Origin of the sequence: Staphylococcus sp. NRL 16/872, from assembly GCF_022815905.2 — a bacterium.
Taxonomy (GTDB): Bacteria; Bacillota; Bacilli; order Staphylococcales; family Staphylococcaceae; genus Staphylococcus.
This window is the reverse complement of sequence record NZ_CP119327.1, coordinates 319,512-333,755: the sequence shown is the minus strand read 5'-3', so window position 1 is coordinate 333,755 and position 14,244 is coordinate 319,512. Positions and strand designations below refer to the sequence as shown.

Here is a 14,244-nt window from a genome sequence, read left to right as displayed (position 1 = left end):
TATTTAAAAATTTTTACCTTAATATTAAGGTTTATCTGCAACGTGGAGACCACATTCAGTCTTTTCAAAATTCGACCAACGACCTGCACGAGAATCTTCAGAGTCAAAGACAGGTGCAGTACATGGAATACAACCAATGCTTGGATAATGTTGGTCATGTAATTCATTGTAGGGTAAATCATGTGCTTTAATATAATCCCAAACCTCATCTTCAGTCCAATAAATTAATGGACATACTTTAATCGATTTAAAACGTTCATCTTTATTGATGAAATTAGTGTGTGCACGCGTTGGAGATTGATCACGACGTAGACCTGAAACCCAAGCGACTGCACCACCTAACACTTCTTCTAACGGTTTAATCTTTCTAATGTAACAACATTGGTTAGGATTATTCTTCCAAAGTGCTGGATTATATTTCTCTGCCTGTTTTTCAAGTGTTAAGTCAGGTTTCTTCATTTCAATGCGTAATTGTGGAAAGCGTTCTTTCACTCTATCAATTAAGTCATATGTTTCTTGAAAATGTAAATCCGTATCTAGAAATACAATTTGAGCATCTGGTTTAATTTGAGAAATCAAATTAATAAGTACCATACTTTCTGCCCCGAAACTACATGAATAAACGATAGAGTCACCATATGTGCGGTATGCCCATTCTAAAATTTCGTAAGCGCCCTTTGTAGCGTCATTTGTAGAAATAGCGTCGATAAATGGATCCCCATCAAAACGCTCATAAGTAATCTTCGGTACTGACATAAACTTATGCTCCCCCCCTCAGTGTTCACAAATTTATTTATCTAATACCTATCGGAATTGTCAGAATAATATGTTATTACTTTATCGAGTTTCTTTTAGAAAGTCAAGGGCATTTGAGGAGTATATTTGAGAACAAAGAAACGATTAGATAAACAAAAACCACTCTAGCCTTAATCTAAAGTGGTTTTTAAATATTAATATTCTGGAATACATTCTACTAACGCAACTTTCCCATTTACGGGAGTAACTAAAATTTCAAATCCATTATTTTTGACATTGTTATAAATATAAGCTCCTGAGCCTGTATGTTGGTCATAAGTATTATACTTTCTAATAAATTCTTGTTCACTCACGTTATCTGGTGCCACAGCTATCCCCCACACAGTGTTATCTTGCGTTCTTGGATTATAAATAATAGCTATATTGCCATATTTTATATAATCATCATCAAAACCAGTAATGTGAGGCATTAATTTTCCTTTACCAAAACGTTTTTCTACTTCATCTCTACTCATCCCTACTTTAATTCCCATAAATGAATCTAAATTGTTCTGTTGCATATATGTTGTTTGAAATCCATCTGATAGGACATCTATTTTTGGTGGTTGAGGTGCATTCTCTTTATCTGCTTTGTCTGTTTTTTCTTCTTCTTCTCTTTGCTTTTCCGCTTTTTTAGGGTCATTTGAAATTCTATGCTCGCCCTGTTTCTCTTCTTCTTTTGAAACATGTTGCGTAGTCGCCGGTTTATTTTGTGCTTGTTCATTTCCTTTTAGGAAAAAGTGATAATACGCGAAACAACTACTCACAATAATCGCAATAACAAATATAGCGATGACTATAAATGGCCAAACTGAACGTTTTCGCTTCGGTTGCTCTGAGAAATAATTATAGTTTTGATTATGGTTATATTCAAAACTTTGTAAATCACATCCACATCGATTACAAAAATGTTGATGTTCTTTTAATGGGCTACCACATTGAGGACAATATTTCATATATTCATCTACCTTTCACTTTTCTTGATTTTAAGACTGAGTTGTTTGTGAAACTTGTATATGAGTGAATTAAAATTTATACATGACTAATTATTCAGCAAGACATTGAATTTTAGCAATATAACCATGATCAATATCTACGGCAACTAAATAACCGTTACCTTTAAAGTTGTTATACACAATCTCCGAACCACTGTAATCATCATATGCAGGATAATGCTCAAGAAATTCACTCGTTGTGACATGATCAGGAGATACCCCTACTGCTATGACTTTTCCATCGTCGCCTTTATTATCATAATCCACTGTTAAATTGCCATATTTGGTAGATTCCCATTTAAAGCCATCCACTTTTAATGTGCCGGTAGGTTTTCCTACAATTTTTTCTACTTCTGAATGAGACATTCCTTTTCTCACGCCCATATAGCCACCTAAATTATTACTTTGCATATAGGTTCTTTCGAAATCTTCACTCATGACATCAATTTTTGGAGATTTAACTTTATTCTCTTTCTCTTTTTCTGATTCATGTTTTTCAGATTTTTTAGGGTCATTAGATACTTTATGTTCACCTGTTTGTTTTTCAGTTTTTGAAGTATGTTGGGTAGTGGTAGTTTCGTTTGGCGTATGTTGTTCATCTTTTATAAAGAAGAAATAATATGTAAGAGAGCTTGCAAATATAATAGCAATAATGAGCATACCTATAACAACCCACGGCCAAACTTTACGCTTTGGTTGATATGATTCTGACGGTTGAGGTTGGAAATAAATTTCACTATCCCGATACTGTTCAAATGCTTTTAAATCGTGACCGCATCTGTTACAAAAACGTTGATGAGCGTTAATTTCATTTCCACATTGAGTGCAATATTTCATAAATGACCTTCCTTTCACTTCTTGATGAGAGTAATAACAATGATGAGTGTGAAATAAGGTTTCTCTATTTTTATGTATACACACGTAGTATTTACGCTTAATTTTAAATGACTTCTTTGAAATTTTCTATATTTATTTTTCCCGGAAAATAATTTAAAAATAAAGCCAATCGAAGTAATAACACTCCCATTGGCTTTGGCAAACTCTTAATCATATTAAACTATTATTGGTTTCTATCGTTATAACGCATTTGTTGGCGATAACCATACGTACTTTCTTTAATCAGTTGATCATTCAATAAACCAGCGCCAATCGCACCGGCCACAGTAGATATAGAAGCGGCGAACCATGGAATGCTGAGATATAAATTTATGCCAGCTGGTCCTTTCAATCCTACTTGTTGTCCTAAGAAATTAGCTGGTAAGAGAACGACTTCTGCGATTAAGAATAATAGATACAAGATAATGTAGTAAATAATAATAGCGATTAATAAGGTCATAACGGTTGTTAAATTATATAACCAAATGATGCGCTTATTATTACTATGTTTAGTTGATTCCCATAAATTGTGAGACAACATGATCCATACCAACATCCCGAGAATCGCGATGACCGAGATTCCAAAGAGACGCCACATTGAAAATTCCATGCTCATCTGCCACATCGTTGTAAAGATTAGGCCAAATGCGCCAGTTGTAAAGGCAATCGCTACGATATTGCTTAGACTTGCCATCATATTTAATGGATTGTTCGCAAAGGTCATGCCACTGACTAAACGTAACATACCTGCAGAACGTGAGTTAGATAAATAACGTAAATGATTCGTTTTTGTTTCCTCTAAATAAACTTCTGTTTTTTTAATTTTTGAGAAAGGAAATTGCTTACTCATCATATTTTTAACACTATTATCATCATCGTATTCTTTGTTTTGTTCTTCTGAACGATGTACTTCATTGATTATCGTAACGATAGCATTCTTAAAACGATTCTTAACAGGTCGCCATCCAAATGCTGGATATGAAAAAATGGCTGCCCCATTCTTTTTATTAATATCTAAAGCTAACACATGGTGCTGATAAAACATTGGTAAGTCTGTAATAGCAACCACATAATCCCATTGTCTTTCATCATGATAATCTTGAATTTTTTTGAAGATTTCTTCTACAGATTCAGCAAAACCAGTCAGAGGATCAGCGACGAGATCAATTTTCCAATCGTGTTGATGATTGTGTTGTTGTGACAAAATGTCTGGTAGCTCATCAATTAAACTTTCGCCTAAGGTTTCAGTGACGCCTGGCGCGACAACTAAACCAACTAATTTTTCGTCGTTATTACTCATCCTTCATCCTCCTCTCTGTGGTCTTGTTTTTTACCTTCATGCGCTTCTTCATTATCTTCTTTATTTGAAGCGGATTGTTCTACTTGTTGTTGTGACTCATCTTGAGAAGCAGATTGTTGTTGTTCTTCCTCTTTCTGTTCTTCTTGTTCCGCTTCTTTATAACGATGATACTGGCGATATGAATACGTAATGCGACGAATTTTTTCTTCGTCCTCTACTGTAGATCCCATTGCTCCAGCCAGTAAGCCTAATGACGCTACAAACCATAAGAGTTTTAAATAATTTTGAAAAGTAAAATCCGGATTCGCACTTGTCCAATTATTAAATAAACTCACAGGTACAAATAGTGAAATACTGATAGATAGTAAAACATATAATATCACGTAATTCATTAATGTAATTAAAATTAATGTGAGCATCGTTGTAGCGTTATAAATATAACGATAAACCCGTTGAGATTTCGCTGTTTTACGTTCAAATAATTGATGTGCATAGAGTAACCAGCCTGCCATGCCTACGATAGCGATAATCATTAAAATAATAAATCGATAAATTGAATATTGAACACTTAATTCCCAAGGCATTGAAAAAATAGAAACATAGGTCCCTGTCGCAAATGCCACTGAAATAATTTTTTTAAAATTAAAGATATTCTTCCACGGTTCATTCGCCCGCGTTAACCCCAGTATAAGTTGAATCCACCCTAATATAAGGAAAGGATTGATATAGCGTTGTTTTGTACTATCATCCTCACTCGGCTCCACTGCTTTCGGACGAATAAATAGTGAAAATTTAGGGTGAGATTTAGGTTTGTCGTAATACAATTGCTCAATTAATGACGTAATACTGTTAACTAATTTACGTTCAAAATTAAACCAGCCTAATGAAGGCATCGATATCATTGCGATTTGTTGTTCACTATCAAAGTCACTAATAACGACTTTGTTACCTGAGATACTTGGTAAGTCGGTAATGCAAACGACGAAATCCCACTCATTTTGTTTCTTTAATTCAGCAGCTTTATCTATACTTGCGTACACATCTTCTGCTGAGCCGATTAATAAGTCGACTTTGGTTTCGAACTTCCAATCTACGTTGCTATTAATACGTTGTTGAAGTAAGCCTTGTATCTTGGGTATCGCACAGTCGACATGTTTACGTGCCACGCCCGGCGAAGGTACGAGTCCAATCGTGTACATTAAGTTAACTCCCTCCTTTTTTAAAAAAAATAAACGAAAAGTGTACGTTTAAAGTGGCAATCTACATTTAAACGTACACCCTATACATTGATATGTTTTATTTAGCAAGTACTAATGGTGAGAAGATGATATAAATAATCACAACTAAAGCTAAGATAATTGTGCCTGCAATATAGCGATATTTCCAAGGTGTTAGATCCACTTTAGCGTTATTTGTATTTAAATCAAATTCATTAGATGGTTTCAATTTATTGAAAATAAGTACAATGATTAAATCAATAAAGAAGATAACACTAAATGTATAGAGATAATTAATTTGTGGGAACATCAAGCTTACAGTGACATATAAAATAATATGCGTAAACAGTGCTACTTTAGCACCTAACTTAGAGGTACGTCTAGAGAAAAATGCCACAAGTACTAACACAAGAACGGGCATACTATAAACGCCGTTAAATTGTTGAACAATCGCATATAAACCACTTGGGAATAGTGAAATTAATGGAGAAAGTCCTACACAGATAGCACCAATGACTACTGTCGCAATATGACCTACGCGAGCTATGTGTTTGTCTGACGCTTTTTTACCAAAGAGTGGTTTATAGAAGTCATAGGTAAATAATGTCGTAGTACTGTTTAATGAACCTACGAAGGAACTTAAGATAGCACCAAAAATAACGGCACCAAAGAGACCTAATGACAAGTCTGGTAAAATACTTTGAATTAGCGCTGGATACGCATTGTCATTATTATCGATACCACCATTAAAATAGTTATAAGCAATGACACCCGGAATGACTGTGAAGATAGGTCCAAATATTTTAAAGATACTTAAGTAAATAGCACCTTTTTGTGATTCTTTTAAGTTTTTAGCTGCTAGTGCTTTTTGAACAATCATTTGGTTGGCACACCAGAAGAATAAGTTATTAAAAAACATACCAAAGAATAATGTTGGCCATGGCACGATATTTGAATCTACTGAGCCAAACGCGTTAAGTTTCTCAGGCGTGTGTTGAACGATATTGTCGAAACCTTTGACGAAACCGCCATCACCCACATGATGTAAGCCAATTAAAGTTACAATTAAACCACCAACAATTAACCCGATACCGTAAATAGAGTCACTGAATGCACTTAAAGATAAGCCACCTATAAAGAGATAAAGGACACCAATCACACCAATTGTTAATGAAATAATGATGGTTGCTGTCGTATTGCTTACACCTAAATAGTCGCCAATATGAAACATCTTATTAAAGACTAAAGAACCTGAATATAAAACAACAGGCATAAACGACACGACATACGTGAAAATAAATAAAATTGATACAAAACGCTTCGTAAATGTATCATATCTCATCTCTAAAAATTCAGAAATGGTAGAAACACCATAACGTAAGTATTTAGGAAGGAAGACCCAAGCGAGTAAGACTACCGCTACGGCAGCAGTAATTTCCCACGCCATAACCTCCATACCTTTTCCATAACTTTGACCATTCTGACCTACTAATTGTTCTGTTGATAGATTGGTCATGATAATCGTTGAAGCAATAGTGAAACCTGTTAAAGTATTGCCTCCCATAAAATAGCCGTCTGCACTATCGGTTTGTACTTTTTTCGATCGCCAATAAGCATAAACACTAATACCGATAACTACGCCTAAAAATAGCAAGACTGCTAGCCAATTCATACTTCTTTCGCTCTCCTTTAATAAATTTTGAATATTTTCCCAATATAAAAACAAACGTTAACTTCATATTTAACGTTTATATCCCCTTTTTTATCTTCGCTCCAGATTGAAAATTTTAAAAACAACTATTTATATTTAGTTCATATATATATTAAATTTACTTTTAATACTTTTTCAATCTTAAAACTTGTGCATTACCAATTTTAATGAATTTCAATATTTTTACAAATTTATTTTTAATCAATTTTGATTAATTAATTAACCTATGAAACTTATAAGAGCCTTTAATTTATTCGCTTTAAACTAAAAGATTTCCTAAAAGCAGACAAGATAGACGCAAATAGATAGCCTATCTTGCCCTACTTTTACTCTGCAATTACCTTGACTTCTAAATTCAAAAATTATACATTGTAAATATAGTATTAATATATGCACTAGGGGTGTTTTTTAACTGAGATGAGGCTTGTCCTCGAACCCTTTGAACCTGAACTAGTTCATACTAGCGTAGGAAAGTGTGGGATAAATTTTAGATGTTGATAGAGATTTTATGTCAAATCTCTTTTCTATATACATATCTATCATTTACGCAACTTTCCTAGCGAAGGTTGCGTATTTTTTTACTGTAAAAGAAAGTGATGGAGGCTTGTGCAATGGCAAGAACAGTATTAGTAACAGGCAGTGGCCGTGGTTTAGGCGCAGTCATCGTAAAAACATTAGTGTCTCAAGGATTTCAAGTTGTCATTAATTATAATAAGAGTAAAGAGACTGCTGAACAGTTAGCAACAGAATTAGGCGACAACGCAATCGCACTACAAGCAGACGTGACACAACGCGAAGAAGTGGAACGTTTAGTCAAAGAAGCAACCGCCCATTTCGGTCAAATCGATGTGGTTGTCAATAATGCGTTAGTCAATTTCAAGTTTGACCCAGTAGCACAAAAAGCATTTAAAGACTTAACTTGGGAAGATTACCAACAGCAAATTGATGGCACATTAAAAGCAGCATTTAATGTTACTCAAAGTGTAGTCCCTCAATTTATTGAACGTAACGCTGGTAGTATCATCAGCATCGGTACAAATTTATTCCAAAATCCTGTCGTGCCATATCATGAATATACAACAGCCAAAGCAGGCTTAATCGGATTTACACGCAACGTTGCTGCTGAATTAGGTCAATATGGCATTACGGCTAATATGGTTTCTGGTGGCTTATTAAAAACGACTGATGCCAGTGCTGTAACCACACCAGAAGTATTTGACTTGATTGCCCAAACGACACCATTACGCAAAGTGACTACACCTCAAGACGTGGCAAATATGGTAGCGTACTTAAGTTCTGAAGCCGCAAATGGCGTTACAGGACAAAACATTACAGTTGATGGTGGTTTAACAATGAACTAAAACTTTTGGAGTCGATAGTGACGTACTCAATGCACGCATTCTTCTCTATTTAATCAAAATCCCAACAACAAACTGGAGTGTTAGTGATTCATTATGAAGAAAGAGAAACAACAATTACACATTGGCATTTTAATTTACGGTTGTGGGCATCATCAGGCAGCTTGGCAACAATCTAATTCAAGCGTTGAACGTCTTGGTGATATTACGTATTATCAAGAGCTAGCTCAACTTTCCGAAAAAGGACTATTTGACGTCGTATTCTTTGCGGATAATCAAGCTTTCAATCCTGGTTTCACGACGATGCCGAGTTTCTGGTTTGACCCGCTCATTAACTTAACGGCTATTTCCCAGGTTACACATCATGTTGGTTTGGTACCCACTATCTCGAGTACATTTTCAAATCCATTTACGGCAGCGCGTCAGTTATTAAGTTTGGACCATATCACTGGTGGACGCGTCGGTTGGAATTTAGTGACTTCTATGACAGATGTGGAGGCTCAGAACCACAGTATGGAAGCATTGCCTGAGCATGCTGTTCGTTATGAAAAGGCGGACGAATTCGCCCACGTCGTTAATGAGTTGTTTGAGTCATGGACTACTGAGGACTTTCAACCTGATCGTGAAGCCGGCACGTTGATGGATACGACAACGATACAACCGCTTCACCATAAAAGTAAATATTTCCAAGTGCGTGGACCACTCACTACACCACAAAGTCCACAAGGAAAGCCCGTTGCTATGCAAGCAGGTTCATCTAACCACGGTATTGCATTAGCTACGAAATATGCTGATGCCGTCTATTCAGTAGCGTGGAATCTCAAACAAGCTCAACGCTATCGTGAAAGACTAGATGCTCAAATGAAACAAAATACAGATAACCCAAGATACATTAAAGTCTTTCCGGGATTAGTCACTTACGTGGGGCGTACGCATGAAGAAGCAGAAGCTAAAAAAGCAGAGCTAGATGCCTTACTTTCTGTTGAAACTGCTTTAAAACAGTTAAGTTTCTTTGTCCAACAAGATTGTAATCAATGGGAACTAGACCAACCCGTTCCTGAATTACCCCCACTTGAAGAATTTAGTGGACCTAAAGGTCGTTATGAAACCATCCTTGAAATCATTAATGACAAACAACCGACTGTTCGTGAATTACTTGGCTATTTAAATGCTGGAGGCGGTCATTTAACTTTAGTCGGCACACCTGAAGAAATCGTAGACGAAATGGAGCATTGGTTCAACGAAGGTGTCGCAGATGGGTTCAATTTAATGCCACCTTCCCTCCCACATAGCTTAAAAGACTTTGTAGATTTAATCGTTCCTGAATTACAACGTCGTGGTTTATATCGCACAGCGTACACAGGACATACCCTGAGAGATCACTTAGGGTTAAATTAGAAATTCAATAGAGCTTATTGATAAAGTTCTTAAAACTATTAAGACTGAAAGAGTTTACCTACAGTCTTAAGACATTCATTATTATCCAAATTATCCAATTCAAAATTCATTTATCCCATATCCAATTTATTAATTCATATAATAGAAATTAACATGAAGGCGATGATGCTAACTTAGGAGCACCATCGCCTTATTTTTTCCATAATAAAAGCGAGCCGTTTTTTCAGGCTCGCCCCAGACTCTAGACAATCTCCATTAATATTTATATGGATCGTTATCTTTTTTGTCTTGTAATTTTTTAGCTTCATCTTTTAAGAAATTATCATTTTGATGATTCTGTTCATGATCTCTATTTAAATCATTAGAATGATTATCATTGCTATGATTGTATCTATCACTACGACGATAGTTGTTGTCATCGATATCGCGACGGTGATTATCATGTTGATAATCTTCATCATTAGTTAATGTTCTACCAAGATTATTATTGTGTTCGTGATTGTTATCTGCTGACCAATCCACATCATTGCGACGATTGAAGTCCTCATCACGGTTTAAATCATCATGGTGATGACGCTCATTGTCATTGCTATGACGAGAATCATAATGACTACCATTATGCACGTCATGTTCATTATTTGAATATTGATCTTTAATATAATCTTGTTCTTTCGCTTTATCTTCTTCATCTAAAATGAAAGCATTGTTACTAGCGTTTACATCATTACGCTCTCTATCGTTTCTATCGTGGTTGTCTCTATCATAACGGTGATCATTTCTATCATTATGATAATCATTGCCACGTTGACCTTGGTTTGTCATATTCGCATAACCATTATTTCTGTTGTTATTATCATAGTTATTGTCATGGTGGTCACCATAACCATTGTGACGGTTGTCGTGACGGTTGTCGTAACCATTATCGTGATGATTACCATTATTATCATAATAGCGGTGATCATAATCATTATCATTATGTTTTTTAGCTTTTCTTACTAATAACATAATACCTGCGATTAACCATAAGATAGCACTAATCCAGTTAGATGCTAAAGCTAAGATACCTGCGATAAGAATTAAAATACCAGCAGCTTTATGTTTTTTACTGATTAAAAAGCCTCCAATAATTGCTAAAATTAAAGGAATGATTGAAGCCCATGTAAAGAAATCAATAAATTTACTTAACGCACTAACACCCTGGTTAACTTCAGTTGTAGAATATTGATTTCCTTGTTTTTGAGATTCCGTTAAGATTTGTTGGCGGAATTCACTATTACCTACAAAAGGACGGATTAAAAGAAATATAATTGCAACCAACGCTTGTATAGCAACACCGACCCAAGTCAGTATGTGTTCACCAACTCGGCTCACTTTATTATGTCCATGTTCATTCTTTGTTGAATAATCATATGTTTGATTCGCCATAATTATGCCTCCTTTTTTTGTCCTATACCCTACTGATATTGATGTTACTCTTATTTTTGAAAAGTAAAATAAAATTCCTTTTCAAAAAATTAAAAATAACGATGGACAATTAGGTAATAAATGCGTGACGTAATCCAATACATTAAGGCATAGATAGCGATAACAGTGATGATAACACCAATATAACTTGTCGCGAAAACACCTATATTCGTAATGCTTAACGCACCTAATAGCGTGAAAATATATTTAAACGCCACAGTGACATGAATCATCGCTACTAAAATCGGTAAAGCAAAAATCCAAATAATCTGATGATTAATAGTCGATTTAATACGTTCGTCCTCAATCCCAACTTTTGCCATAATTTGATAATTACGACGATCTTCATAGCCTTCTGCAATATTTTTATAGTACATCATTAAGAACGTGCCAAGCAGCAAGACTATAGACACAACTACACCAATAAATATCAATCCACCATTAAATTCATACAAAACTGTTGCAGTTTCGTGTCTAGTTTGAATATCAATTTTATATTTATCCTCTAGATGATTCATCATTTTATTAAAATGAGAAGCATCTTTAGTCATAATATTAAAATTTATAAATGTTGTTTCATAAATGCTCATATTACGACTAGGTGAATAAAGACCACTTAAATAGTAATGTGTTAATTGATTATAAATTTTATTGTTAGGCGTTACTACTGTTAATGCATAAGGCATCTTATAACTATAACTATACTGATTGACTTGTCTCGCCTTAAAGTGCTGATTCATCAATGTGAGATGTTTTAATTTTTTAAATACTAAACTATCGCTAGAAAGCCCTACTTCATCTTTGTTTAAATGTACTTTATTTGTAGCCACTTTATTATATTCATCTTGCGTCATAAAAATTAAGAAAGTACTATTAAGGTTCAATTTTGTTAAGTTATTTTTTTCTTTAACAAATTTATTTGGAGGCTGGTATGCAGAACTAACCATAGCTATTGGTATTTCTTTAAAGAAATCTATCTTCGCATTCTTCTCAATATCACGTTCTAAGTTATACACTTTACGTTGAACGTGCTTATCTGTTTTCACATTACCTTTAACTGAAATTTTATATTGGTCAGGCATCATTTTATCGATGCTTTTGTCTATACCACGATATGTCGTAATCGTCATGCCCAAAGTGACAATTAAAAATGTACATAAAATAGAAATACTGGCAAGTCCGATAGCATTCGTATTAATTCTAGATCTTAAACCAGAAATAATGAAAAAATATTTCGGATGATAGTACAGTTTCGGAATTTTTTGTAACCATTCAAGTAATAAAACTCCTAATGACATAAACAAACAATATGTTCCTAACATAACAAGAAAGACAGCCTTAAAAATATGGACTAATGATTCAGTTAATAACACATCACTTAAGGCAGTTTTATAACTTATAGCTATGGCGATAAGACCTATGATTAATAATATATAGAGTATGGGCTTAGGTAATCGCTTCTCCATTTTCTGGTGTTGCTGAATTAATTTAATTGGACTTTGGAATAATAGTTTAATATTATTCATTACAAATAAGAATAACATTAGCACTGCCAACATTAATAAAGTAATGAGCATAGCGTTAATATTGAAGGGATAGTCTATTAATGACATGCCTGTTTGATGCATCAATTTATTTAACAACATAAAAATTAAAGCACCAAATAAATAGCCTCCTGAAATACTAAGAAGTGCAATCATAATATATTGATAAATCATTTCTATCAATATAATGATTTGGAAATGTTTCTTCTCCATTCCTAATATCATATACATCGCCAATTCCTGTTGACGTCGTTTCATCATGAAACGATTCGCATATAAAATAAAGGTAAAACCTAAGACACTCATGAAAAAGTTACCTAACCCTATAAAAATCGGTAACGTATCACTACGTTTTTGTACATACTCATTCATGTTTAAAGATAGTAGTATGAATTCAATGCCAAATATCATACCCAACGCTAAAATAAACGGTATCATCACATGGCGTTGTGTTTTGAAGTTCTGACCAATCATCGTCCAAAGCATACGAAATGGCATCTTAGTCACCTCTTTCATTCAGAATGGCTAAACTATCCGCAATACGTTTCTGGAAATCTTGTTGTGATTCCTCTCCACGATAAATCTCATGATACAAACGTCCATCTTTAATAAACAACACACGCTTTGCATAAGATGCATCCACTGCTGAATGCGTCACCATTAAGATTGTTTGTTGATGATTATTTATTTTTTTGAAAAGGTCCATAATATTCTTCGATGTCTTTGAATCAAGTGCGCCAGTTGGTTCATCGGCAAGTAATAAATTTGGCTCATTGATAAGCGCACGTCCAATAGCAATACGTTGTTGTTCCCCACCAGAAATTTGATATGGATATTTATCTAGTAATTTCTCAATGCCTAGTTCGGTGCTGAGTTGATTTAAACGTTGTTGCATAATTTTATGTGAGCGATTTGCTAAGACGAGTGGCATGAGCATATTATCTTTATTGGTCATAGTTGGTAGGACGTTGAAGTCTTGAAAGACGAAGCCTAGGTTATCACGACGGAAATGTGCGATTTGTTTGTTGCGTAATTTACGAATGTCTTGGTTGTTGATGGTAATGGTGCCTTCTGTAGCTTTGTCGAATGTGGCGATGAGGTTGAGGAGTGTGGATTTGCCTGAGCCTGATTCGCCCATGATTGCGACGAATTCGCCGTTGTCTATGGTTAAGGATATGCCATTGAGGGCTGTGGTTGCGTTTAAGCCCCTGCCGAAAGTTTTCTTTACATTTTTTACGTCTAATAGCATGTCTTCGTTTCTTCCTTTCATTGAAAATGATTTTTTAAATTTCTTATTAAAGTCATTCAGTCGTTTTAAGATAGATAGTCACTTGCTTAAGTTATTTCGCTTTCCTGTGGGAAAGGCTCAAGCCTGTAGTCTTGAGACTCTTTCTTTTCCACTAGGAGTCTCATAACTACGCTACGTTTTCTATCTTAAAATGCCTTCTACAATTGCATTTACATATTTATCTCTTCAAAAAAATCTGCCAACTGTACTATAATTATCTATCTTAAAATCACTTAAGTGTGGGATGTTTAAATCTATTCACCCAAGTCTTTCACTATTTTTTTATATTTAACAAAAC

General features: G+C 34.7%; 11 protein-coding genes and 1 riboswitch. Of the genes, 2 read left to right on the top strand and 9 right to left on the bottom strand.

The window, feature by feature from the left end; all coding sequences use genetic code 11:
• Positions 1-24: 24 nt before the first annotated feature.
• From MT340_RS01595 to MT340_RS01570, 6 genes are all read right to left on the bottom strand, one after another.
• The gene (locus tag MT340_RS01595) at positions 25-756 is read right to left on the bottom strand and encodes a phosphoadenylyl-sulfate reductase (protein WP_243603512.1); all 732 of its coding nucleotides are present in this window, start codon (positions 754-756) and stop codon (positions 25-27) included.
• 194 nt (positions 757-950) lie between these two features.
• A complete protein-coding gene (locus MT340_RS01590) occupies positions 951-1,751 on the bottom strand; it encodes a hypothetical protein (protein ID WP_243588481.1) in 801 nt (266 codons plus the stop codon).
• 90 nt (positions 1,752-1,841) lie between these two features.
• Positions 1,842-2,627: a zinc-ribbon domain-containing protein gene (locus MT340_RS01585; RefSeq protein WP_243588480.1), complete on the bottom strand. Its 786-nt coding sequence runs from the start codon at positions 2,625-2,627 to the stop codon at positions 1,842-1,844.
• Between the two features lie 223 nt (positions 2,628-2,850).
• Complete coding sequence (locus tag MT340_RS01580; RefSeq protein ID WP_243588479.1) at positions 2,851-3,966, bottom strand: 5,10-methylene-tetrahydrofolate dehydrogenase; 1,116 nt, start codon at positions 3,964-3,966, stop codon at positions 2,851-2,853.
• Positions 3,963-5,165, bottom strand: a complete 1,203-nt coding sequence (locus MT340_RS01575) for a 5,10-methylene-tetrahydrofolate dehydrogenase (RefSeq protein WP_243588478.1) — start codon at positions 5,163-5,165, stop codon at positions 3,963-3,965. Before MT340_RS01575 ends, MT340_RS01580 begins: the two co-directional genes overlap by 4 nt.
• A 97-nt stretch (positions 5,166-5,262) precedes the next feature.
• Positions 5,263-6,855, bottom strand: a complete 1,593-nt coding sequence (locus tag MT340_RS01570; RefSeq protein ID WP_243588477.1) for a solute:sodium symporter family transporter — start codon at positions 6,853-6,855, stop codon at positions 5,263-5,265.
• A 426-nt stretch (positions 6,856-7,281) separates the two neighbouring features.
• Positions 7,282-7,383, top strand: a riboswitch (TPP riboswitch).
• A gap of 122 nt (positions 7,384-7,505) precedes the next feature.
• Here MT340_RS01570 and MT340_RS01565 point away from each other — a divergent pair.
• A complete protein-coding gene (locus MT340_RS01565) occupies positions 7,506-8,255 on the top strand; it encodes a 3-oxoacyl-ACP reductase (protein ID WP_243588476.1) in 750 nt (249 codons plus the stop codon).
• A gap of 93 nt (positions 8,256-8,348) precedes the next feature.
• The gene (locus MT340_RS01560; RefSeq protein ID WP_243603511.1) at positions 8,349-9,650 is read left to right on the top strand and encodes an LLM class flavin-dependent oxidoreductase; all 1,302 of its coding nucleotides are present in this window, start codon (positions 8,349-8,351) and stop codon (positions 9,648-9,650) included.
• A gap of 255 nt (positions 9,651-9,905) precedes the next feature.
• On the opposite strand, the gene MT340_RS01555 is transcribed toward MT340_RS01560, so the two are convergent.
• The 3 genes from MT340_RS01555 to MT340_RS01545 form a co-directional block, all read right to left on the bottom strand.
• On the bottom strand, positions 9,906-11,075 hold the full coding sequence (locus tag MT340_RS01555; RefSeq protein WP_243588474.1) for a DUF4064 domain-containing protein: 1,170 nt from the start codon (positions 11,073-11,075) through the stop codon (positions 9,906-9,908).
• Positions 11,076-11,164: 89 nt separating this feature from the next.
• Positions 11,165-13,156, bottom strand: a complete 1,992-nt coding sequence (locus MT340_RS01550; protein ID WP_243588473.1) for an ABC transporter permease — start codon at positions 13,154-13,156, stop codon at positions 11,165-11,167.
• A 1-nt stretch (position 13,157) separates the two neighbouring features.
• Positions 13,158-13,907, bottom strand: a complete 750-nt coding sequence (locus MT340_RS01545) for an ABC transporter ATP-binding protein (RefSeq protein ID WP_243588472.1) — start codon at positions 13,905-13,907, stop codon at positions 13,158-13,160.
• Positions 13,908-14,244 lie beyond the last annotated feature (337 nt).